This is a genomic window from Pseudomonas alkylphenolica (assembly GCF_004025535.1).
GTDB classification, from domain to species: domain Bacteria; phylum Pseudomonadota; class Gammaproteobacteria; order Pseudomonadales; family Pseudomonadaceae; genus Aquipseudomonas; species Aquipseudomonas alkylphenolica_A.
The window spans coordinates 200,590-223,706 of sequence record NZ_QJRG01000050.1 but is presented as its reverse complement, the minus strand read 5'-3'; the positions used below and the strand labels follow the sequence as shown (position 1 = coordinate 223,706).

At 63.3% G+C, this 23,117-nt stretch carries 15 protein-coding genes and 1 pseudogene; 7 read left to right on the top strand and 9 right to left on the bottom strand.

What is annotated here, in order from left to right; genetic code table 11:
- Window positions 1–23 precede the first annotated feature (23 nt).
- The 4 genes from DM813_RS28750 (at window position 24) to DM813_RS27755 (ending at window position 4,328) form a co-directional block, all read left to right on the top strand.
- Window positions 24–1,022 carry a flavin reductase family protein gene (locus tag DM813_RS28750; RefSeq protein ID WP_241653255.1) on the top strand — a complete coding sequence of 333 codons (999 nt, stop codon included), beginning with the start codon at window positions 24–26 and terminating at the stop codon, window positions 1,020–1,022.
- A 73-nt stretch (window positions 1,023–1,095) separates the two neighbouring features.
- On the top strand, window positions 1,096–2,496 hold the full coding sequence (locus tag DM813_RS27765) for an MFS transporter (RefSeq protein ID WP_128326607.1): 1,401 nt from the start codon (window positions 1,096–1,098) through the stop codon (window positions 2,494–2,496).
- Between the two features lie 11 nt (window positions 2,497–2,507).
- Entirely contained in the window at window positions 2,508–2,921 is a 414-nt protein-coding gene (locus tag DM813_RS27760) for a GFA family protein (protein WP_128326606.1), read from the top strand.
- A 33-nt stretch (window positions 2,922–2,954) separates the two neighbouring features.
- Window positions 2,955–4,328, top strand: a complete 1,374-nt coding sequence (locus DM813_RS27755; RefSeq protein ID WP_128326605.1) for a DUF1329 domain-containing protein — start codon at window positions 2,955–2,957, stop codon at window positions 4,326–4,328.
- Between the two features lie 92 nt (window positions 4,329–4,420).
- Here the strand turns inward: DM813_RS27755 and DM813_RS27750 are convergent, their stop codons facing one another.
- The 8 genes and pseudogenes from DM813_RS27750 to DM813_RS27715 all read right to left on the bottom strand — a co-directional run bounded on the left by DM813_RS27750 (window position 4,421) and on the right by DM813_RS27715 (window position 14,214).
- The gene (locus DM813_RS27750) at window positions 4,421–7,078 is read right to left on the bottom strand and encodes a LuxR C-terminal-related transcriptional regulator (protein WP_128326604.1); all 2,658 of its coding nucleotides are present in this window, start codon (window positions 7,076–7,078) and stop codon (window positions 4,421–4,423) included.
- Between the two features lie 12 nt (window positions 7,079–7,090).
- On the bottom strand, window positions 7,091–8,659 hold the full coding sequence (locus DM813_RS27745; protein WP_128326603.1) for a long-chain-fatty-acid--CoA ligase: 1,569 nt from the start codon (window positions 8,657–8,659) through the stop codon (window positions 7,091–7,093).
- A gap of 129 nt (window positions 8,660–8,788) precedes the next feature.
- The gene (locus DM813_RS27740; protein ID WP_128326602.1) at window positions 8,789–9,940 is read right to left on the bottom strand and encodes an acyl-CoA dehydrogenase family protein; all 1,152 of its coding nucleotides are present in this window, start codon (window positions 9,938–9,940) and stop codon (window positions 8,789–8,791) included.
- An 18-nt stretch (window positions 9,941–9,958) separates the two neighbouring features.
- Window positions 9,959–10,789: an SDR family NAD(P)-dependent oxidoreductase gene (locus DM813_RS27735; protein WP_128326601.1), complete on the bottom strand. Its 831-nt coding sequence runs from the start codon at window positions 10,787–10,789 to the stop codon at window positions 9,959–9,961.
- A gap of 45 nt (window positions 10,790–10,834) precedes the next feature.
- Entirely contained in the window at window positions 10,835–11,269 is a 435-nt protein-coding gene (locus DM813_RS27730; RefSeq protein WP_128326600.1) for a MaoC family dehydratase, read from the bottom strand.
- 9 nt (window positions 11,270–11,278) lie between these two features.
- Entirely contained in the window at window positions 11,279–11,719 is a 441-nt protein-coding gene (locus tag DM813_RS27725; protein WP_128326599.1) for a MaoC family dehydratase N-terminal domain-containing protein, read from the bottom strand.
- A 31-nt stretch (window positions 11,720–11,750) separates the two neighbouring features.
- A pseudogene (locus tag DM813_RS27720) lies at window positions 11,751–12,938 on the bottom strand (lipid-transfer protein).
- Between the two features lie 148 nt (window positions 12,939–13,086).
- Entirely contained in the window at window positions 13,087–14,214 is a 1,128-nt protein-coding gene (locus DM813_RS27715) for a CaiB/BaiF CoA transferase family protein (RefSeq protein ID WP_128326598.1), read from the bottom strand.
- A 192-nt stretch (window positions 14,215–14,406) separates the two neighbouring features.
- On the opposite strand from DM813_RS27715, the gene DM813_RS27710 reads away from it, so the two are divergent.
- Entirely contained in the window at window positions 14,407–17,133 is a 2,727-nt protein-coding gene (locus DM813_RS27710; RefSeq protein ID WP_128326597.1) for a LuxR C-terminal-related transcriptional regulator, read from the top strand.
- On the opposite strand, the gene DM813_RS27705 is transcribed toward DM813_RS27710, so the two are convergent.
- A complete protein-coding gene (locus DM813_RS27705) occupies window positions 17,134–19,599 on the bottom strand; it encodes a LuxR C-terminal-related transcriptional regulator (protein WP_128326596.1) in 2,466 nt (821 codons plus the stop codon). It lies immediately after the preceding gene.
- A 205-nt stretch (window positions 19,600–19,804) separates the two neighbouring features.
- On the opposite strand from DM813_RS27705, the gene DM813_RS27700 reads away from it, so the two are divergent.
- Together DM813_RS27700 and DM813_RS27695 are read left to right on the top strand one after the other, a co-directional pair.
- The gene (locus DM813_RS27700; RefSeq protein WP_128326595.1) at window positions 19,805–21,637 is read left to right on the top strand and encodes a DUF1302 domain-containing protein; all 1,833 of its coding nucleotides are present in this window, start codon (window positions 19,805–19,807) and stop codon (window positions 21,635–21,637) included.
- A 23-nt stretch (window positions 21,638–21,660) separates the two neighbouring features.
- Window positions 21,661–23,031 carry a DUF1329 domain-containing protein gene (locus tag DM813_RS27695; RefSeq protein ID WP_128326594.1) on the top strand — a complete coding sequence of 457 codons (1,371 nt, stop codon included), beginning with the start codon at window positions 21,661–21,663 and terminating at the stop codon, window positions 23,029–23,031.
- Window positions 23,032–23,117: the final 86 nt, after the last annotated feature.

The window sequence follows — 23,117 nt, the reverse complement described above, 5'->3', positions numbered from 1 at the left end:
CGGCGGTAACTGGAGTCCCCTCGATGAACACCACCCCGTTCGACCCCAAGCAGTTCCGCCAGGCACTCGGCGCCTTCACCACCGGCGTGACCATTGTCACCACCCGTGGTGCGGACGCTCAGGACTACGGCATGACCGCCAACAGCTTCAACTCGGTATCCATCGACCCGCCGATGGTGTTGTGGAGCATCAACAAGGATTCCTCTTCGGCCCAGGCCTTCACCGAAGGCGCACACTTCGCCGTGCACATCCTGGCAACCGACCAGGAAGCGCTGTCCAACCGCTTTGCCAAAAGCGGCGCGGACAAATTCACCGGCCTCAACCTGCAGCGCGGCCCCAGCGACATTCCACTGCTGGAAGGCTGCTCGGCGCGCTTCCAGTGCAAAACCACCTATCAGTACGAGGGCGGCGACCACATCATCCTGGTCGGTGAAGTACTGGCGTTCGACCGCTTCGATAAAGCCCCGCTGGTGTTCCACAGCGGTGGCTACCGACGCTTGCAGCCAGCAGCTGCGCAGCGCCCGACATCTGCCATTTATGGTGAAAACTGGCTGGGTTTCCTGCTCGGTCGCGCCTATTACCAGCTGCAGTTGCCGATTCGCCAGCAGCTGCAGGCCATGGGCATGCAGGACCAGGATTTCGAGTTGCTGGGTATCTTGAGTTTCAGCGAAGGCCGCACGCTGGACGAACTGTTCAGGCTGTTCGAGTTCACCGGCAAGGCGCTGGCCGAAGAACAGCTGGCGTTGTGGTTGCAGAAGGGCCTGCTGACGCTGGACAGCGGCCGCGTACTGTTTACCGACAAGGGCCGGCAACTGGCGATCCAGTGGCTGGCATTCGCCAAGGCCGCCGAGATGAATGCCCTTGAGGCGCTGGCTTTCGACGAAGCCCAGCAGCTGAAGCTCCTGATCGGGCGCGTCATCCAGCACACCGGTAGCGAACTGCCGGCGCATTGGCGCAAGGAGAACATCTGGCAGGACAACAACCTCTGGCAGCAACCCGACGCCATCGCCTCGGCACGCTGACGCAGTACTGCGCGGCGCCCTGCTCGCCGCGCGGCCTCGATCACACGAACAGGCCCACAAGAGGACGCTGTCGATGACCCGTTCCACAACCCTGAATGCCACTGCCATGGGCGAGGCGGCACACCTGCTGCCCGGCCGTGGCCGAGCCCGCTATGCCCTTGGCGTGCTGATGCTTGCCTACGTCTTCTCGATCATGGACCGTCAGGTACTGAGCCTGCTGGTTGGCCCGATCCAGCAAGCGCTGCACGTCAACGACACCTGGATGGGCATGCTCCATGGTTTCACCTTCGCGGCCTTCTACTCGCTGGCCGGCCTGCCGATCGCGCGCCTGATCGACCGTGGCAACCGCCGGCGGATCATCGCCACCGGCATCGGCCTGTGGTGCCTGGCTACGGCTGCCAGCGGCCTGGCCACCGAGTTCTGGCACCTGCTGCTGGCGCGGGTCGGTGTGGCGGTTGGCGAGGCAGTGCTGCTGCCCGGTGCCGTATCGCTGATCAGCGACCTGTTCGTGGCCGAAAAGCGTGGCCGCGCCCTCGGCGTGTTCGGCGCAGGTGGGCCGGTAGGCGTTGGTGGTGGCCTGCTTGCCACCGGCCTGGTGCTTGGCTACTTCAGCGCCCACCCGTTGACGTTACCGGTGCTCGGCGCCTTGGCGCCCTGGCAAACCACACTGATGTCGATCGGCCTGCCGGGCCTGTTCATCCTGCTACTGATGCTCGGCGTGCCGGAACCGCGAGGCAGTGGCAGCGGGCGAGTCGGTGCGACGACCACTGTGGCGGCAGTGCCGCTGGGCGAGGTGATGAAATTCCTGCGCAGCAACCGACGCACCTTCGTCGCCATCATCATCGGTATGGGCTGCTACAACGCCGCCGTGTATGGCAGCGGCGCCTGGGTGCCCAGCTACCTGGTGCGCGAATTCGGCTGGAGTTACGCCAAGGCCGGAACCGTGATGGGGCTGATCATGTGTGTAAGCTCGCCGCTCGGTGTGCTTGGCGCCAGCTGGCTGGGCGAGCACTGGCGCCGCCGTGGCATCAACAATGGCAACCTGAATGTGGCGATTATTGCCTGCATCGTCCTGCCGCTGTGCGCCACACCGCTGCTGCTGGCCCCCAGTGCCACGCTGGCGCTGCCGTTCCTGGCCCTCTCGGCCGCCCTGTGGGTGTGCCTGTTCGGTATCGGCCCGGCGCTGATTGTGGAGATTGCGCCGGCACCGATGCGCGGGCAATTCATTGCCCTGTTCACCGGTGTGCTCAACCTGCTCGGTGTCGGTATCGGGCCACTCGCGGTGGGGGTGATCACCGACTACCTGCTGGTCGACCCCGCCGCTATCGGCTATTCGATCCTGATCGTCACCCTGATCGCCTGCCTGCTGGCTTGCCCGCTGCTGCTGCGCGCCCGCCACAGTTTCAACCACACCGCCCTGCGTGCCCGCGAATGGCGGCCCGCCGGCGCGACTGCAATCACCCCCTCAATCTGACGAGAACCCATATGAACACGATCAACGGCAACTGCTTGTGCGGCGCCATCCATTATTCCAGCCAACTGGCCCCGCTGTCGGTTGCGGTCTGCCATTGCAGCGACTGCCAGAAACAGTCTGGCAGCGCTTTTTCGGTCAATCTGCTGGTACCGGCCGAAGGCTTTGTGGTCAAGGGCCCGAGCCTGGGCTGCTATGCCAAGGCTGGTGGCAGTGGCCTGCCGGTCAAGCGCTACTTCTGCGCAGAGTGCGGCTCGGCGCTGTACAGCGAAGTGGCAACGATGCCTGGCGTTCTGGCGGTCAAAACCGGAACCCTGAGCGATCCGGCCAGCGCCAAACCGAACCTGCACCTGTGGTGCGCCTCGGCACAGCCATGGGTGGCGATCGACCGCACGATACCGTGCTTTGAACAGTCCCCTACCGAGTGAAACAAAGCGGTTCCGCCACGTGAGAGCAACGTTATGAAAACAATAAAAACAGTTGTGCAAACCAGCGCCCTGGCGCTTTCGCTTCTGGCCACGGCCGTAATGGCAAAGGTTTCCCCCGAGGAGGCCGCGCAGCTAGGCACCACCTTGACGCCTATGGGCGGCGTCAAAGCGGCGAACGCCGACGGCAGTATCCCGGCCTGGACCGGTGGCCTGCCAACCACGGCGGGCAAGGTCGACAGCAAAGGCTTTTTGAGTGACCCGTTTGCCAACGAAAAGCCCTTGTTCGTGATCACCGCTGCCACTGCAGACACCTACAAGGACAAGCTTACGGCCGGACAGTTGGCGATGTTCAAGCGTTACTCGGACAGCTATAAAATTCCGGTCTACCCCACCCATCGTACCGCGGCGCTGCCAGCAGACATTTATTCGATCATCAAGGCCAGCGCAGTCAAGACCGAAGAAGTGGATGGCGGCAACGGTCTGAGCGGTTTTGGCGATACGCGCTACTATGCCTTCCCGGTTCCGAAAAACGGTATCGAGGTACTGTGGAACCACCTGACCCGTTATCGTGGCGGAAACCTCAACCGTCTGACAACGCGCGTGCAGCCCCAGGCGAACGGGTCCTACAGCATGATCCAGATGGAGGACGAGATTTCCTACCCAAGCAATCTACCAGACCTGGACAAAAGCAAGGCCGACAACATCCTCTTTTACTTCATCCAGCGGGTAACAGGCCCGGCTCGCCTTGCCGGCACCGTGATGCTGCTGCACGAGACCATCGACCAAGTGAAGGAGCCACGCGGTGCCTGGCTCTACAACGCCGGCCAGCGCCGCGTGCGCCGTGCGCCACAGGTTGCCTACGATGGCCCGGCGACGGCCGCCGATGGCCTGGCTACCGCCGACAACTTCGACATGTTCAACGGCGCCCCGGACCGCTACACCTGGGAACTGGTTGGAAAAAAGGAACTGTACATCCCGTACAACAGCTACAAGCTCGACTCACCCACGCTCAAATATGCCGACATTCTCAAGGCCGGGCACATCAACCAGGACCTGACCCGCTACGAACTGCACCGCGTCTGGGAGGTGGTGGCCAAGGTCAAGCCCGATCAACGCCATATCTATTCAACCCGCCATATGTACTTCGATGAAGATACCTGGCAGTTGGCCGAAGTGGACCATTACGACGGACGCGGCCAACTGTGGCGCGTGGGCGAAGGGCATGCGCAGCAGTACTACCACAAGCAGGCCCCCGGCTATACCGCAGAAGTGCTGTATGACCTGCAGGCCGGTCGCTATTCGGTACTGGGTTTGAAGAACGAGGAAAAACGCAGTATCGAGTTCGGCGCTGTCGCGTCGGCGCACAACTACACCCCGGCGGCACTGCGCCAGGCAGGTGTGCGTTAATCGCACAATCATCGTAGTTAGGGCTGCTACGCAGCCCATCGCAGACCACACCTGCTCAAACAGATCAGGTGTGGATTTATCCGCGAATTAACTCACTGGCGCTGCCTGCGCATCGCCAGGATCGCATCGTAACGGCTGAAAACACCCAGCTTGGCGAAGATGTTCTTCAGGTTCCATTTGACCGTCTGCAGGCTCAGGTTCAGTGCCAGGGCAATATGCTTGTTGGACATCGACTGTTCCAGCAGGTCAAGGATCTCCTGCTCACGGCGGGTCATCGTCGGGCCCTGCTCTCGCGTTACTGGCGCCGCCACCGCAACCGCCGCGACAGGCGGTGCGGTACTGAGCAGCTCCTGGCGGTACTCGGCCAGCACCGACCCCTCCTCCAGCTTCAGTTCGCCCAGCATCGACTGGAACAGGCTCCCTTCGTCCAGCAAGGTACGCACCAGGCCCAGTCGATAAGCGCAGGCGACTGCCGCCTTGAGGCTGTCCTGCGCTTCGCCCTCGCGCTTGAGTGCGTGCAAGGCGAACGCCCGCAACAAATCGACCTGAACCCGCCAGCGCCCGCGGTTGAACTCCCCGGCATAACGCTGGGCGATATCCAGCGCCTGCAGGGCGGCTTCGTGCTGCTGCCTGGCCAGGGACAATCGCGCTCTCGACAAGCCCGCGAGGGTCATGATCTCGGCATCGCAGGGCGTCGCCCCACGGTGGTTGCGCGCCAGTTCTTCAAGCCTGCCCTGCAGCACTTCGGCATGGCTGCAATCGCCACACATCAAGGCCAGGCGCAATTGCTCGGCCAACATGCTGCCAACGCCACGGTCCAGTTCCAGGTTGGCGAAGTGCTCTTCTTTTTCCGCCAGATAATCCAGCGCCGCCCGTGGCGACGCCTGCAGGTTGATCAAGCGCCCGTGACACAGTGCGGCACCGATCATGAACATCGGCGCCGAAAAGCGCAGGATGTCCAGGCGGTTGGCGAGGATTTCACCGGCCTGCTCTACCCGATTGAGCTCGTAGCACACTTCGGCCATCACCACCGCAGCGCTGCAGGCACTCACCGAGCGCCTGCCATGCAGCCGTTCTGCCTGGTCCAGCACGGGCGCGCACAAGCGCTCGGCTTCAGCGGCCTTGCCTTCGAGCAGGCTCGCCGAGGCCATGGTTACCTGGCCCATCAAGGCCATTTCGTCATCGCTGCGCAGGCAACGCGCGGCGGGCTGCCGATACAGGTTGCGGGCCTGGCCATGGTGCCCGCGCAAGGCCAGGCAACTGATGGTCAGCGCGATACGCACCTGCTCCTGAAAAGGGGTTGGCAACGTTTTGCCCTCCAGGGATTCGAGCAGCACCATGCAGCGGGTGTCGTCATCCTGGTGCATGGCCAATGCCGCCTTGAGCAATGTCAGTTGCCCTTCCCAGTCATCGGTCAGGGGCACACGTTCAAGCAGGCCGATCCAGTCGTGCGCCTGGCGCGTGAGCACCGTCAGCACCGCACCCCAGATCCCCAGCAACAGCAGGTTCGGGTGCGTGCTCAACACCCCCGGGGGCAGTTGCTCCAGCCAGCGCATGAACTGGCTCAGATGGCTCACCCGGCGGGTAGACGGTTGCACGCGCTCCAGCAGCCCGACGATCAGGCCGAAATCTTCACATTGCAAACCGTGGCGAAAGGCCTCCTGAACCAGCCCCGCGCGTTCGAACCAGTGCGCCGCACGCCCGTGCAGCGACCGCTCATCCACACCGCTGGCGCGCAGACGCTGGGCCAGAAACTCGGCGAACAGTGGATGCATGCGGTACCAGCCCTGCCCCTCAACAGCAAGCGGCTGGATGAACAGGTTGTGTGCCTCCAGGGCGGCAATTTTCTGCACCGCGTCGGGCTCTTCAAAGACGTACGCCGCCACTTCAGCGTTGAAGCGACGCAGCACGGAGAGCTTTTGCAGAAACACCAACAACTCGCCAGGCAAGCCCGCCACGACATCCTGCGCCAGGTAGTCGGCCAACGCCGCATTGTTGTGCGCAAATGCAGCACTTTGCAGGGGCGTACGCGGGTTGTTCTTCAGCGCGATGGCCAGTAGCTGCAGGCCGATCGGCCAGCCGTCGGTCAACGCATGGGCGGCATGGACCGTCTCAAGCTCCAGCTGCTCATCCAGATGCCCCCTGAGAAACGCCAGCGACTCACGAAAATCGAAGGCCAGCTTTGCGCTGTCGATTTCACACACCTGGCCCAGCGCGCGCAGCCGCCCCAATTGCAGGGGCGAGACAACCCGCGAAGCCAGTACCAGGTGCACGTCCTCGGGCAGGTTCTCGCAGAGCATCTGTATCAGCGCAACCGTGCGTGCATCGGTAATGTGATGAGCATCATCGACCATCAGGTAGAGCTTGCCGCCGAGCTGCGCCAAGGCGTTGATCAGCAACGCCGAGGCCGCCTGCACGCTGGCGTCGGCGGTCGGCATCGGTTGCAGCAGCTCATCGTCAATCGCCAGGCCCGCGTGGCGCAAGGCGCCGATCAGGTGGGCGCAAAACGTTTCGAGCCGGCCATCGTCCACCGCCAGCGACAGCCACGCCACCTGCGCGCCAGCGGTGATCAATGCCTGTCGCCATTGGGCAATCAGCGTCGTCTTGCCGAACCCGGCGCTGCCGGTGACCAGCACCAGGCGGCTATGCCGCCAGTGCTGGAGCTTTTCCAGCAACTGCTCGCGCAGGACGGTACGGGTACTCAGCCGCGCAGGAGTGAACTGGGTGGTAATCAACTGAACACAGGGCATGGCACTATCCGGTCAACCAACATTACGCGTGCGATTTTCCCAAAAGGACTTTCGCAGCTCGTTCTTGAGGATCTTGCCGACCCCCGAGAGCGGCATGGCTTCACGGAATTCGATACTGCGCGGGCATTTGTAGCCGGCGATCCGCTCGCGGCAATGGGCAACCAGCGTATCGGCATGGACGTGATTTTCAGCTTTGAGCACGATCACCGCGTGTACGCTTTCTCCCCACTTGTCTGACGGAATGCCGATCACCGCGCACTGGGCGACCGCCGGATGACTGCTGAGGGCGTTCTCCACTTCTGCCGAATAGATGTTTTCGCCGCCACTGACGATCATGTCCTTGAGCCGATCGACGATGTAGACAAAGCCCTCGTCATCCATGTAGCCACCGTCGCCAGTGTGCATCCAGCCCTGCCTGAGCACCTGGGCGGTATCTTCAGGCCGGTTCCAGTAGCCGAGCATGACATTCGGGCCACGCACGATGATCTCGCCTACCGTGCCACGAGGCACTTCACGATCCTCGCTGTCGACCTTCTTAAGCTCCACGCAGTTCACTGCACGCCCCGCCGAATACATCTTGCCGCTTTGCTGGTGATGGGCGCAGTGGTACTCGGCATCAAGCATGGTGCCGCCGGTGGTCAGCTCGGTCATGCCGTAACCCTGAAAAAAGCCCGCTGCCGGGAAGGCCTCGCAGGCACGATCGAGCAGTGCCGGGGTAATCGGTGAAGCGCCATAGACGATGTAGCGAATGGAGCCCAGGGCAATGTCGCAGGTCTGGGTGTCCGCCTGGCGCGCATCAAGCATCATCTGGATCATGGTCGGGGCCAGCATCAGGTCGGTGACCTGTTCGCTGATGATGGTACTGATCGCCGCTTCGCCGCTGAAGGCTGGCAGGACCACATGGGTGCCGCCACTGACAGTCAGGCAGTACAGGGCCGAGAAGTCGGCAAGGTGGAACATCGGCATGGCATGCAGGAACACGGCGTCTTCGCCGAAGAACCCACGGGTCATGGCCGAGAGCCCGGCGAATGCCAGGTTGGCGTGACTGATCATCACGCCTTTGGGGAAGCCGGTGGTGCCGCCGGTGTAGAAAATGCCCAGCAGGGCATCGCCGCCACGGCGCGCATCCTCCTGCGGGATCGCTTCGGCCAGCAAGGTTTCATAGTTGAGCATGCCGGCCGGGGTCGGGCCGTCGCCGGCATAAATGACGTGGCGAACGCATGGCGACTGCGCGGCGATGGCGGCGCCCATGTCTTTGAACGTGTCGTCGACGATCAACACGCGGGAATTCGAATCGCACAGCGAATAGACGATTTCTGCAACGCTCCAGCGGGTGTTGACCGGATTGAGCACGCAATCGGCCCACGGCACGCCCAGGGCATATTCGATATAGCGCTGCGAGTTGCGCGAGAGCATGGCAATGCAGTCGTCGCTGGCCATGCCCAGCGCCTTGAGCGCCCCGGCCAGGCGCGCAACGCGCTCGGCCAGGCCGGCGAAGGTCAGGCTACGGCCCATTTCACGAATGGCTACCGCGTTGGGGCGCTGCTGAAGATGGCGTTGCAACCCTTGAGTAATGTACATCGGAGCCTCCTGTCTTATTATTTTAGGATCGAATCTGAAAGGGATTTGCTGTCCGGCGCAGAATCGTTGATGCCTTCCCTGGCAAGCCGGGCGACCCTCTCGTGGATGAACGCCGCCCGGCCTGGCCCCTTACAGCGAGCGTCCCACCAGCTCACGCTGGATTTCGTTGGCACCGCCATAGATACGGGCCACCCGCGCATCGGCGAACATCCGCGCGATCGGGTATTCGTTCATGTAGCCGAAACCACCGAAGAACTGCAGGCAATCATCGATCACTTCGCCCTGGCGGTCGGTCAGCCAGAACTTGCCCATCGACGCCAGGGTGGTGTCGAGGGTGCCGTCCACCCAACGCTGCACGATCAGGTCGGCGAACAGGCGCGAGGCCAGCGTGGTGGCCTTGACTTCAGCCAGGGTGAAACGGGTGTTCTGGAAGTCCAGGATCGACTTGCCAAATGCCTTGCGCTCGCGGGTGTACTCCACCGTCAACGCCAGCGCACGCTCAAGGGAAGCCGCCGCTTGGATGGAAATTTCCGCGCGTTCATACGGCAATTGCTGCATCAGCTGGGCAAAACCCTGGCCTTCTACGCCGCCAAGCAGGCAGTCCGCCGGTACTTCGCAGTCCTGGAAGAACATTTCCGAGGTGTCCTGGCCCGGCAGGCCGATCTTGTCGAGGCACTTGCCGCGCTGGAAACCCGGGGTCGCGGTATCGACCAGGAACAGCGAGATGCCACGCGAGCCCTTGGCCTCCAGGTCGGTCTTGGCGATCACCACCACCATGTCACTGTTCTGGCCGTTGCTGATGAAGGTCTTCGAGCCACTGATCAGGTACTTGTCGCCGTGCTTCACTGCACGGGTACGCACGCCCTGCAGGTCGGAACCGGTACCCGGCTCAGTCATGGCGATCGAGCAGATGCACTCGCCGGAAGCGATCTTCGGCAGCCAGTGGCGTTTCTGCGCCTCGGTACCACCGGCGAGAATGTAATGGCCAACGATGTGGTTGATGCTCAGGGCGATACTCATCGCGCCGGCATAGGTCAGTTCTTCCATCGCCACTGCGTAGTGGGCAGGCGTACCGTCGGCACCACCGTACTCGGAGGGCATGTCCGGGAGGATCATGCCCATCTCGCCGCAGGCCAGCCAGGCGCTGCGGTCGGAACGGTGCTGTTCGCGCCATTTGTCTTCGTGCGGCAGCAGCTGCTCGCGTACGAATCGGCGGATGCTGTCACGGAAGGCAACCAGGTCGGCATCTTCCCAAGGCGACACATAGTTCGCTACACGCATGGTGTTCTCCTCACTCAGTCAGACGTTGCCGAAACCGCCGCCGCACACCAGCACCTGGCCGGAGACGAAATTGGATTCAGGGATGCAGAACAGGTAGACCGAGCCTGCCGCTTCGTCAGGCGTGCCCGGGCGGCCCAGCGGGCACAGCTGGTTGCTGGCGGCGATGGCCGCCGGCTGGATGCCGACCTTGATTTCACGGCCTTCGATGTTGACGGTCTTGCTGGCATCACCCGCCAGGGCCTGGGTCATGCGCGTATCGATATGACCGAAGGCCACGGCGTTGACGTTGACGTTGTAACGCCCCCACTCCTTGGACAGCGATTTGGTCATGCCGAGGATGCCCGCCTTGGCAGACGAGTAGTTGGCCTGACCGGCGTTGCCGCCGGCAGCGATGGATGAAATGTTGACCACCTTGCGGTTGACCACGCGGCCTTCGGCGGCTTCTTGCTTGGCCAGGGCACTGATGACGGGCTGCGCAGCGCGCAGGATGCGGAACGGTGCGGTCAGGTGGCAGTCGATGATGGCGTACCACTGCTCATCGCTCATCTTCTGGATCACGTTGTCCCAGGTATAACCGGCATTGTTGACGATGATGTCGATGCCGCCAAAGCTGTCGACCGCCGTCTTGATGAAGCGCTCGGCAAAATCCACGGCGGTGACACTACCCACGCAGGCAACGGCGTCGCCACCGGCAGCGCGAATTTCGCCCACGACTTCTTCGGCCGGGCCGGCATCGAGGTCATTGACCACCACGCGGGCGCCATCGGCGGCCAGTTTCAGGGCGACACTGCGGCCGATTCCACGACCGGAGCCAGTGACCAGGGCGACTTTGCCTTCGAGTTTTTTCATTGTTATTACCTTCTTAAACGTCTTCTAGCATCTGTAAGGGAGGGGTCAGGCCAGGGCGACAACGGCTTCGCCGACGACCTTGGGTTCGCCGTACTGGTTGGCGCACTGGATCTGCAGGCGCACGCGTTGCTCGCCGTCGGCCTCGAATTTTTCCGTTACGCGGCCGGTCAGGTGCGGGATGTGGCCAATCTGGGTAATGCCGACAAAGCGCATGGAAAAGCTGCGGATTTGCGTTTGCGGCACCCAGCTGGTCAGCAGACGGCCCAGGTAGGCGGCCGACAACATGCCGTGGGCGAACACGTCAGGGACGCGGGCCTTGCGGGCAAAGTCGATGTCTATGTGGATCTGGTTGTGGTCGCCGGACGCACCGGCGTACAACGCCAGCATGGTGCGATTGACCGGACGTAGCCTGAGCAGCGGCAATTCGGTGCCGACGTGTACATCGCTGTACTGGAGGGCACGGGTCGGGGTATGGGTCATGACTAGGCCTCAGCGCTGCACGAGCGAGGAGCGAAGGTCGGCGATGTGTACGCCGTCCTGGTTGGTGATACGGGTCTGCTGGACCACGAACTGCAAGGCCCCGCCTTTCTTCTCGTAGACATCGGCAATGCGCGTGTCGAAGGTCAGTACATCGCCGGCAAAGGCCATGTGGTGGTAACTGAATTCCTGCTCGGCATGCAGGATGCGCCCGAGGTCAAAGCCCATGATGTCTTCAACGATCGCTTGCGGGTCACGGCCTTCACTTTCCAGGCACAGCAGGAAGGTGGGGGGTACCGGCAGGGCCGGATAACCCGCCGCCCTCGCCGCTTCTTCGTCGGTGTAAACCGGGTCGGTCTCGCCAATGGCCTTGGCGAAGAAGCGCAGACGCCCCTTTTCCACGGCACTGGTGGTGGTGCCAAGGGCACGACCGATCAGACTTTTATCTGCCATTTCGATGGTTTCCTGGTGATTGGCGGGACGATCAGCCGCGACCGTACAGGGTCACGACGCCGGCGCCACCCAGGCCCAGGTTGTGCTGCAAGGCGTGCTGCAGCCCTTCCACCTGGCGCGCTTCGGCGCTGCCGCGCAGCTGATGGGTCAGCTCGTAGCACTGCGCAAGACCGGTGGCGCCCAGCGGGTGGCCCTTGGAAAGCAGGCCACCGGACGGGTTGACCACCACCTTGCCGCCGTAGGTGTTGTCGCCATCGAGAACGAACTGCTCGCCGCCGCCGACCGGGCAGAAACCCAGGCCTTCATAGGTGAGCAATTCGTTGTGGGCGAAACAGTCGTGCAGTTCGCAGACGCGGATATCCTCCGGGCCGACGCCGGCCTTGTCGTAAACCTGCCAGGCAGCCGAGCGGGTCATGCCGGTACCGACGATGTCGATCATCGACGGCGGCTCGAAGGCATCGGGCGTATCAGTGGTCATCGCCTGGGCCAGGATCGACACATCGGTGCGCAGGCCATGACGCTTGGCAAAACGCTCGGAAACGATGATCGCCGCAGCACCACCGCAGGTCGGCGGGCAGGCCATCAGGCGGGTCATCACCCCTTCCCAGACCACCTGGTCGGCCATCACTTCTTCAGTGCTGACGACTTTCTTGAACACCGCCAGCGGGTTATTGGCGGCATGGCGGCTGGCTTTGGCACGGATTGCGGCGAAGGTTTCCATGCGCGTGCCGTACTTGTTCATGTGTTCGCGGCCGGCGCCGCCGAAGAACATCAGTGCGCCCGGCATACCGACGCCCTCCGGGAACGCCAGCGCGGCGCTGTCAAAGCCCTTGCCCATGGTCAGCGGACGGTCGGTCCAGAAGTTTTTCAGAGCGCCGGGCTGCATCTGTTCGAAGCCAAACGCCAGGGCGCAGTCGACAGCACCGCTTTCTACCGCCTGGCGGGCCATGAACAGCGCCGTGGAACCGCTGGCGCAGTTGTTGTTGACGTTGATCACCGGAATGCCGGTCATGCCCACTTCATACAGCGCCGACTGGCCGCAGGTGGAGTCGCCATACACGTAGCCGGCGTAGGCCTGTTGCACCAGCTCGTAACCGATACCGGCATCCTGCAGCGCCTGGCGCACAGCCTAGGCGCCCATTTCGATGTAGCTGCCGCTGGCACCGGGCTTGGCGAACTGGATCATGCCGACACCGGCAACGTAGGTTTTCTGGGACATCGTATTCTCCGCGGTCAGTAGACTTGGCTGGCTCACCGGTGTTTCCGGGGCCCTGGCATCATGGTTGCGCAACGCTTTTCGCCTGTACCCCGCCCTCCACGAGTAGAAAGGGGTGGGGAAAGGGTGGGGTCATCCCACCCTCCCCGGTTCAGGCGATTGCGCCGGTCTCGCGCAGGGCCGCAATGGCAGCTGCGTCCAGGCCCAGTTCGCGGAGAATTTCCTCGCTGTGCTGGCCATTGCTGGCCTTGCTGCCCGCCTGCGCCGGGGTGCGGCTCAGGCGCGGCGCCGGTGCCGGATGGCTGACCCCGTCGCTGTCCATGAAGGCGCCGCGGGCCTGGCTGTGGGCGTAAGCCGGCGCCTCGCTGAAGTCCAGTACCGGGGCGAAACAGACGTCACTCCCTTCCAGCAATGCGCACCACTGGTCGCGCGTGCGCGTGGCGAACAGCGCCTGCAGCTTCTCGCGCTGCGCTGGCCACAGGCTTCGGTCCCACTGGTTCTTGAACAGCGGGTCGTCGATCTGGCACAACGTCAGTAACTGCTGGTAGAACTGCGGTTCGATCGAACCGATGGAGATGAAACCGCCATCTGCACAGGTGTAGCAGCCATAGAACGGCGCGCCGCCGTCGAAAATGTTCTCGCCGCGGTCGGTCCATTGGCCACCCTGCTTGAACTCGTAGTACATGGTGCTGAGCAGCGCCGCACCATCGCAGATAGCGGCATCCACCACCTGGCCCTGGCCGGAGCGACGAGCCTCCAGCAAGGCACAGACAACTCCGAAGGCAAGAAACATTGCACCGCCGCCCATGTCGCCGACCAGGTGCAAGGGCGGCGTCGGGGGCCGGTCGGCGTGGCCCATGGCATGCAGGGCACCGGTAATGGCCAGGTAATTGAGGTCATGGCCCGCGGTCTGCGCCAGCGGCCCGGACTGGCCCCAGCCGGTCATGCGCCCATAAACCAGCCTGGGATTGCGCGCAATGCACACCTCAGGTCCCAACCCCAGGCGCTCCATCACACCGGGTCGGAAGCCTTCGATCAACACATCGGCGCCGTCGATCAGGCGCAAAAGCACATCGGTCGCCCCCGGCTTGCGCGGATCGATGACCAGGCTGCGACGGCCCCGACCGATCACACTGTCATCGCCGTTGAGAAAGCCCGATTGCTGGCGGTCGATGCGGATCACCTCCGCGCCCATGTCTGCAAGCAGCATGGTGGCGAACGGTGCGGGCCCGATCGCGTTCATCTCGACTACCTTTACCCCGGCCAATGGTCCTGCCATGCTTTTTCTCTCTTATTGGTTAGTGGCATTACGGTCGGCGTACCGACCTGCAACAGGCTAGCCAGAGGGCCGGGGCCAACCTATCGCTCGAACGAGTGAAATTGACGCGAGGTTGCGCGCCCGTGGCATTATCTGCACCACAGAACAACCAGAGCTGCCCGTCACAGGCGGCCCCTTTGGCCAGAGAGACCCATGCCCACTCGTCACGACCTGACTGCCCGCCTGAGTCTTGTACCCAGCCGCGTCCTGCCGTCGGCGCAACAGGCACAAGCGCCCGCCCCTGTGATCCATGCGGACAAATTCGTGGTCCCCACGGGCGGCTCGCCCCTGCTTGCTCGCGATAACCTGGTCGACGCCATGGAGGCGGCGGCAGAAACCCGTCTGATGCTGATCTGTGCCGGCGCCGGTTACGGCAAAACGACCTTGATGCGCCAATTGCGTGAGCGCTGCCTGGCCACGGGCCGTCGTGTGGTGTGGTTGACGCTCGACCGCGCCGACAATGCTCCGGCAAGGCTTGCCGCACACCTGCATGCCGGTTTACAGGCCCTCGACGGTCAACCCGCGGGAGAGCCCATTACCGATCAGCACCTGCTGTTGCAACGGTTGCCGGCACTTGAGCCGGGCTTCACGATCATGCTGGACGACTTCGAAGCCCTTGAATCGCCGCAGAGCCTCGCCTTTGTTCAACAGGTGCTAGCTGCTTTGGCACCCGGTGCACGCCTGGTCATCGCTTCGCGCGCCAATCCCGAACTTGCCCTCGGGCGTCTGCGCACGCGGGGCCAGGTGCTGGACGTGGGCACCGATGCATTGCGCCTGGGCCCGGATCAGACGGCGGCGTTCCTGCGCAGCCGCTGCCCGTCACCCATCGGCGATGAGCACATCGCCCGCTTGCAGGAAATCACCGAAGGCTGGATCACCGGACTATTCCTTGCCACCCTGTCGCTCAATGGCCGCACGGACCTGGGTGAGGGAGTCGGTGCTTTCTGTGGCAACAACCAGCAATTGGCCGAATACCTCACCGAAGACATTCTCGCCAGGCTAAGCGACGAGCTGCGCCAGTTTTTACTGCAGACCAGTGTTCTGGAGCGTTTCAGCGCCCCGTTGTGCGATGCGCTCACCCAGCGTAATAACAGCGCCGTGCTGATCGGGCAGCTGCAACGCGCCAACCTGTTCATTCAGCCTGCCGACCCGCAACACCAGTGGTTCCGTTATCACCGGCTGATGCATGGTTACCTGCGCAATGCCATGACCCGGCAATCGGCGCAACAGGTGCAGGACCTGCACCGCGCAGCTGCCCATTGGTACCTGGAGCAGAACCACCCCGCCGCTGCCATCGACCATTTACTGCAGGCTGGCGACATCGATCAGGTGGTTGCCGAACTGGACCGACGCCTGGATGAACTGGTCGACGCCGGGCGCCTGCGCATGCTGCTGCGCTGGCTGGACCAGTTGCCCGTGCGCACATTGCAGGAACGCCCGCGCCTGGTGCTGGCGCATGCCTGGCTGCTGATCCTGGACCGCCGTTATCGCGACGCCATGCAGGTGGTGCAACGCAACAGCGTAACGCTGGAAACCGAGACCATCCGTTGCCTGCTGCTGGCGTTCACCGACCAGCTCGAAGCAGCCTTGAGCACGGCCCAGGCCCACCTTGAACAGTTGCCCGCCAACGACATCCTGCAATTCGGCATGGTCGCCACCCCGCTGGCCTTCTGCATGATTGCCACCGGCCGCCACGACGAAGCCCGGGCACTGCTGATGCGCCTGGCAAGGCAGGCGCCGCAGGAGCGCTCTGTGCTGGTCGACGGCATCGTCGTCTATATAGAAAGCTCACTGGAGTTGACCCAAGGCCAGCGCCGAGCAGCGCTTGCCCGCCTCGAGGCCGCCGCAACCGACCGTGCCAATGCCGACCGTATCAACAGCGCCCAGGGCAAGCGAGTCGGCCCACGGGCAACCCTGGAGATCCTCCATGCCCTGGTGCTGTACGAGGGGGATGCCCTTGACCAGGCCAGCGCCATTCTCGACCGCATCCCGCCCCATGTCCTTGATCTGGGCGGCCCCGACTTGTTAATCGCGCAGCGAATCGTGCTGGCACGTATCGCGCTGCAACGCGACGATCGCCAGAGCTGGATGCGCCATCTTGCCGACCTTGAACAACTGGGCCGACGCAGCGGCTGCGAGCGCATTCTCTGCGCCGCCTGGCTTGAGCGCACCCGCGTGGCCACACTGGAGGGGCGCCTGGACAGCGCCGCCCAGGCATTGGCGACGGCCGAACTGGCCGGGCAATGGGACGTGCCGCAGGTACTGACCTTTGCCTGCGACGCCGACACACCGTTCATTGCCCGCCAGCGCCTGCTGATCGCCCGTGGTGATCATGTCCCGGCCACCCGCGCACTGAGCGCAGCGCTGGAGGAAGCCGAACAGCGTCAGCACCGGCGCCGCGCCCTCAAGCTGCGCCTGTTGCTGGCCATGGCGCAGGCTGGCAATGGCCGGCAAAAGCAGGCCCTGGAGACGCTCACCCCGGCCCTGCGCCTGGCCAGCCAGGAAGGCTTTTTGCGCACGTTTCTCGAAGAAGGGCCGGCGCTGGTCAAGCTCCTGGAGCGCTGGGCGGTAGCCTGCCAGGCATTGTCCAGCAGCCTGGATATCGCCCCGGAGTTTCTTGTGGAACTGCTCAAGCGCAGTGGCGCCCAGGGCGAGAGCAGTGAAGGTGCCGAACCTGCGGACGACCTGCTGCTCACCATCCGCGAGCTGCAGGTCATTCGCTTGCTGGCCGCCGGCAACCGCAACCGCGCCATTGCGCAGCAGATGCACCTGTCCGAGCACACGGTCAAGACGCACCTGCGCAACATCAGCGCCAAGCTCGGTGCCCAGGGCCGCACCGAAGCCGTGGCGATCGCCCGGGCCCGCGGCCTGCTCGACTGATCAGGCCAGCATTCCCAGCGACTTGGCGCGCATCACCGCCTGGGTACGGCGCTTGACCCCCAGTTTGTGATTGATTTTCACGGTGTGGGCCTTGACCGTATTCAAGGAGATGAACAGCTGCTCGCTGATTTCCTGGTTGGACAGGCCATGGGCGACCAGTTGCAGCACCGAAATTTCTCGCGATGTCAGGCTGTCGCGGGCCCCGGGCGCCGCCAGCATCAACGCGCTGCCCTGACCGCCCCAACCTGCCAGCAGGCTGGTACGCGCCAGTGCCGGTGCATCGCCCGGGCGCAACACCCCGCGCTGTTGATCAATACGCGCCCGCGCAACCTGCACTTCCGGCAACAGGCTGTAAAAACCCAGGCGCTCACAGGTGTCGAGCAATGCCTGCAAACGCGCAACCGCGTGATCCAGTTTGCCAACGCCCCACTCGGCCAGGGCCAGGAGCATTTGCAGGCGTTGCGGCAAAGACGGCGCGTGCAAGGGTGGCAGGCACGCCGCGCCGTCTGCGATCGCCTTGCGCACCAGCGGCAGTATGCTTTGCCAGTCCTGCTGGCGGGCCAGCAGACGCAGGTACTGGTAGTCGATCAACCCCTTGTAGCACACCTCGCTGACCCGCCCCCGCTGCATATGCCGCTCGGCATTACGCAGGTGCAATCGCGCCTGCTCGAGTTCGCCTTTGCACGCCGCCACCTCCGAGAGGCCGATCAAGGCATGCAGCACATAGGGATCGCTGCTTTCGATGCCGCGCTCCAGGCCTGCGCGCAACAGCCGTTCGCTAGCCGCCAGGTCGCCACGCAACAGGTACAACTCACCGCGCAGCAGCATCAGGCGACTGAGCAACAGATCGTGGCTACCACCATCGGCGGCGACCAGGTCGAAACACTCCTGCAGTACGGCCCCGGCCAGGTCCAGTTCACCGTAGAGAATCAGCTGGCGGATTCGGTCGGCGCTGATCAATACCTCGCTGGCAATGCAGCCATGGCGCCGTGCCAATTGCAGCGACGAGTCCAGCAGTGCCCGCGCCTGCTCCGGTTCACCGGCGGCCATCGCCACCCGCGCCAGGGTCGAGTAGCACAAAAATGACGAAGGCCAGTCACGCAGTTCCAGGTGCTGCAAGGCCGACTGGCAATGCGCGCGTGCGCTGGCCGCATCACCACTGAGCCCCGACAACGTGCCTTGCAAGGCCTGCCAGTTGGCCAGGAGTCGGCTGTGGTGACTGGCCTTTGGCTGTGGCGTTGCCCAGGCGAGCCTGGCGATGTGGGCCCGGGCATCGTCCAGGCGCCAGCTGCTCAGCAGCGCCCGCCCATTCAGGTAAATCAGGCTGGGCGAACTTTCCAGCGCCCGCTGCGGCAGCCGCGTCAGCCAGTCGAGCCAGGTGTGCAGGTGGCGCTCGCTGAACATCCAGTCCAGGGTCAAACGCTCCATCAGGCTGGCGGCCATTTCCGGCTGCTGGGTGCTCAGCGCCAGTTCAATCGCTTCATCGATGAACCCGGCTTCGCATAACAGCCGGCAGGCGTCGAGACGCAAGCGGTTGAGCGCAGGCGCCGGCAGCTCGCCTTGCAACGCCAGCGCCACGGCAGGCAGCAATCGGTACCACAGGCCATCGGTGCCAACCGGTAAAAAAAACGACTCGGATTGCAGCAAGCCCCGCAACAACGCACCGGCGTTGCCCTGTGGCCACAACCGCTCGCAGAAATCCACCGATAGCCGCGGCAGGTGGGCTGCGCTCATCAGTAGCATACGTTCCTCTTCTGACAGGGGCGCAAGCAACTCACCGCCCAGGTATTCGCGCATCCAGCTCGCCCCCGCCCGCTCATTGCGCCCGGAAGTGCCCAATAGCAGGCGCACGCCGGCGCACCAGCCCTGGGTCTGCTGCCATAAACGTGCAGTGTTGGTGGCGTTGGCCAACGGATCGAGGCGCCCTACCAGTGTTTCAAGCTCGTCACGACTGAACGCAAGCTGGCGGGCGCCCAATTCCAGCAATTCACCTTCGAGCAACAGGCGCGCCAGCTTCCAGGCCGGCCGCTGGCGGCAACTGACCCACAGTTGCACCGGGGCCTGCGAGCGCATCAGGCGGTCGATCCAGGTGTTGAGCTCTGCGCTGGCGTCGGCGGGAAAGTCGTCCAGGGCCAGCCAGCAATGATCCTTGCTGGACGTCAACGCGCAGAGCAAAGCCTCGGTGTCTTCGGCCACTTCGGGGCCCAGGCCGAGGCCATCGGCCAAGCGTCGGCAAAACTGCGCAAGGGTAGGTGCGTGCCCGCCAAGGTCGAGCCACAGGCAGCGTACACCGTCATTGCAGCGACGCATGCAATCGTTGAGCAGCACCGTCTTGCCATAGCCCGCCGGGGCACACAGCAAACGCAGCCGGTACGTACGGCCGAGCAACCGCTCTTCCAGCGGTTCGCGCTGAAGATGGCCCGACGGCGCTCTGGGCGGGGCCATCGGGGAAAGGGGCTGGGACACGGCGGCTCCTGAAATCAATCAAGTCAGGCTGCATATTCGCGCGCGAGACGCCACTAACCCATCCGCCAATCGAGGTATTTTGCAGCGTAAACCGCCGCCACTAATGCTTTCGGGTAGTCGCTAGAAACATCCAATCAGGCAATTCATCACCCAGGTTCAGCCACCTAGGATGGCAACGCCACATCATCCGAACCTGGAGAACCGCATGACAACAACAAGAAAGCGCGGAGTGTTTCAGCCAAGTCTGCTGGCTGCTGCCGTCGCTCTCGGCGCAAGCCAAATGGCGAGTGCCGTTGACTTCAACATCGGGGAAATCGAGGGGCAGTTCGATTCTTCCCTGTCGATCGGAGCCAGCTGGGCGGTACGGGGTGCCGACCCTTCACTGATTTCCAACTTCAACTCGATGGGCAAGCGTGGCACCGCCTCGTCGCGCACCGTCGACGACAACCGCCTGAACTTCAAGAAAGGCGAAACCTTCTCGAAGATCTTCAAAGGTGTCCACGACCTGGAGCTCAAGTACGGCGACAGCGGCGTGTTCGTCCGCGGCAAGTACTGGTACGACTTTGAACTCAAAGACGAGCACCGCCTGTTCTACGACATCGATGACAGCGGTCGCGATGACCTGGCCAAGTCGTCCGGCGCCGAATTCCTCGATGCCTTCGTCTACCACAACTACACCCTGGGTGACCTGGCCGGCAACGTGCGCCTGGGCAAGCAGGTGGTGAGCTGGGGCGAAAGCACCTTCATCGGCAACTCCATCAACAGCATCAACCCGATCGACGTGGCGGCCCTGCGCCGCCCCGGTGCCGAGATCAAGGAAGGCCTGATCCCGGTGAACATGCTGTACGTTTCCCAGGGCCTGACCGACAACATCACCGCCGAGGCGTTCTATCAGCTGGAGTGGGACAACTCGGTGGTCGACAACTGCGGCACGTTCTTTGGTAACGACGGTGTACCACGCGGCTGCAACGACCGCCTGGTGGTCGCCGGCCTGGACCTGGCGCCCGGAGTTTCCGACAACCTGGGTGCACCGGATGCCAACAGCAACGTGTACATCCCGCGCCTGCAGGACAACGAACCCGGTGACAGCGGCCAGTACGGCCTGGCCTTGCGCTGGTACGTGCCCGAGCTGCACGACACCGAGTTCGGCCTGTACGCCATGAACTACCACAGCCGTTCGCCGTTCCTGAGTACCGTACGCACCACCGGAGCAGGCACCCCCGCCAGCGCCCTGAACGTGCCGCGCAACGCCCGTTACTTCATTGATTATCCCGAAGACATCCGCCTGTATGGCCTGAGCTTCCAGACCACGCTGAGCAGTGTTTCGCTGGGCGGTGAAGTCAGCTACCGGCCAAACATGCCCCTGCAGCTCAACACCGCCGATCTGCTCAACGGCACGCTCAACAGCCTGACCTCGCCGCTGATCACCACCGGCTTCATCGCCCCGCCGTCAGCGGCGGTCGCCGGTACCGATATCAATGGCTACAAGCGCATGCCGGTACTCCAGGCACAGTTGACCGCCACGCAGTTCTTTGACCAGGTCATGGGGGCCAGCCGCCTGACCCTGGTGGGTGAAGTGGGCTACAACCGGATCAACGGCCTGGGCGAGCAAGACGGCACCGACCTGCGTTTTGGCCGCAGCCCTGCCTACGGTTCCGGCATTCTGCCGGGCGTCGCTGGGCTCGCTACCTGCCAGGGCACCGGTGTGGGTACGCCCACCGCCAGCAACCCGGCCCAGCAGTGCAACGACAAAGGCTTCTACACCACCAACTCCTGGGGCTACCGCCTGCGCGCCAAGCTCGACTACCCGAACGTGATCGCCGGCATCAACCTCTCGCCCAACCTGGCCTGGTCGCACGATGTCGACGGTTACGGCCCGAACTTCGAGGAAGGCAACAAGGCCATCAGCATTGGCCTGGATGCCGACTACCTCAACACCTACACCACCAGCCTCAGCTACACCGACTTTTTCGGTGGCGACTTCAACACCAACGTCGACCGCGACTATGTCGCGCTCAGCTTCGGCGTGAACTTCTGACACAAGAGCGGAGAACCACCAGCATGAACACCCGAATCATGATGCGTACCGGCGCCCTGGCGCTGTCGCTGCTGGCGACCAGTGTGATCGCCGCCGTTTCGCCGCAGGAAGCGCAACAACTGGGCACCACCCTCACACCGTTGGGGGCACAAAAAGAGGGCAATGCCGACGGCAGCATCCCGGCCTGGACCGGCGGCCTCAAGCCCGGTGCCGCGCCGGTGGATGCCAATGGCTTTCTGGGCAACCCGTTTGCCAGCGACAAACCGCTGTTCGTCATCACCGCCGCCAACGCCGAGCAATACAAGGACAAGCTGACCCCCGGCCAGATGGCAATGTTCAAACGCTACCCGGACAGCTACAAGATTCCGGTGTACAAGAGCCAGCGTACCGCCGCTGTACCGGACAACATCTATGCCCTGGCGAAAAAGAGTGCACTGAACACCGAACTGAGCGACGACGGCAACGGCCTGCGCAACTTCGTCGAAACCCGCTACTACCCCTTCCCGATCCCGAAAAACGGCGTCGAGGTGTACTGGAACCACAACAACCGCTACCGCGGTGGCAACATGTTTCGCCAGGCTGCCCAGGCTGCGCCGCAGGCGAACGGTTCCTACTCCATCGTCGAATATGACGACGAGCTGAGCTACCCGCAGTACATGGACGGCGTCGACAACAAACAGGCCGAGAACATCTTCTACTTCTACAAACAGCGCATCACCGCGCCATCGCGCCTGGCCGGCAACGTCGTGCTCATCCATGAAACCATCGACCAGGTCAAGGAACCCCGCCTGGCCTGGGTCTACAACGCCGGTCAGCGCCGTGTTCGACGTGCACCGCAGATCGCCTACGACGGTCCGGGTTCAGGCGCCGACGGCCTGCGCACCGCCGACAACACCGACCTGATGAATGGTGCACCGGACCGCTACGACTGGAAGCTGGTCGGCAAGAAAGAACTCTACATTCCCTACAACAACTACAAACTGTGGTCGCCGAGCCTCAAGTACGACGACATCATCAAGCCCGGGCACATCAACCAGGACCTGTCCCGTTACGAGCTGCACCGGGTATGGCATGTGGAGGCCACGCTCAAGGCCGGTCAGCGCCACATCTATGCCAAGCGCGACATGTACTTCGACGAAGACACCTGGCAGCTTGCCGAGGTCGATCACTATGACGGCCGTGGCCAGCTCTGGCGCGTGGCTGAAGGCTACGCCGTCAACGACTTCGAACGGGGCGCGCCGGCCTACGCCATGCAAGGTATCTACGACCTGATGGCCGGCCGCTACAACGTCCTGGCGATGACCAATGAGTCCAAGCACGCGACTTTCTATGGCAAGCAAGCACGCATGAACGACTACACCCCGGCAGCCCTGCGTAACGCTGGCGTTCGCTGAGTCCGAAGCGCAAAAAAAAGCGGCGGTCAATTGACCGCCGCTTTTTTATTGCCTGGCCACAGTAACAACGAACTCATCCGCGTCGG

Excerpts from the sequence above, each read along its gene's own strand:
- DM813_RS27735 (WP_128326601.1), bottom strand. The coding sequence starts at position 10,789 with ATGAAAAAACTCGAAGGCAAAGTCGCCCTGGTCACTGGCTCCGGTCGT.
- DM813_RS27755 (WP_128326605.1), top strand. The coding sequence starts at position 2,955 with ATGAAAACAATAAAAACAGTTGTGCAAACCAGCGCCCTGGCGCTTTCG.
- DM813_RS27715 (WP_128326598.1), bottom strand. The coding sequence starts at position 14,214 with ATGGCAGGACCATTGGCCGGGGTAAAGGTAGTCGAGATGAACGCGATC.
- DM813_RS28750 (WP_241653255.1), top strand. The coding sequence starts at position 24 with ATGAACACCACCCCGTTCGACCCCAAGCAGTTCCGCCAGGCACTCGGC.
- DM813_RS27725 (WP_128326599.1), bottom strand. The coding sequence starts at position 11,719 with ATGGCAGATAAAAGTCTGATCGGTCGTGCCCTTGGCACCACCACCAGT.
- DM813_RS27760 (WP_128326606.1), top strand. The coding sequence starts at position 2,508 with ATGAACACGATCAACGGCAACTGCTTGTGCGGCGCCATCCATTATTCC.
- DM813_RS27745 (WP_128326603.1), bottom strand. The coding sequence starts at position 8,659 with ATGTACATTACTCAAGGGTTGCAACGCCATCTTCAGCAGCGCCCCAAC.
- DM813_RS27710 (WP_128326597.1), top strand. The coding sequence starts at position 14,407 with ATGCCCACTCGTCACGACCTGACTGCCCGCCTGAGTCTTGTACCCAGC.
- DM813_RS27730 (WP_128326600.1), bottom strand. The coding sequence starts at position 11,269 with ATGACCCATACCCCGACCCGTGCCCTCCAGTACAGCGATGTACACGTC.
- DM813_RS27750 (WP_128326604.1), bottom strand. The coding sequence starts at position 7,078 with ATGCCCTGTGTTCAGTTGATTACCACCCAGTTCACTCCTGCGCGGCTG.
- DM813_RS27700 (WP_128326595.1), top strand. The coding sequence starts at position 19,805 with ATGACAACAACAAGAAAGCGCGGAGTGTTTCAGCCAAGTCTGCTGGCT.
- DM813_RS27740 (WP_128326602.1), bottom strand. The coding sequence starts at position 9,940 with ATGCGTGTAGCGAACTATGTGTCGCCTTGGGAAGATGCCGACCTGGTT.
- DM813_RS27765 (WP_128326607.1), top strand. The coding sequence starts at position 1,096 with ATGACCCGTTCCACAACCCTGAATGCCACTGCCATGGGCGAGGCGGCA.
- DM813_RS27695 (WP_128326594.1), top strand. The coding sequence starts at position 21,661 with ATGAACACCCGAATCATGATGCGTACCGGCGCCCTGGCGCTGTCGCTG.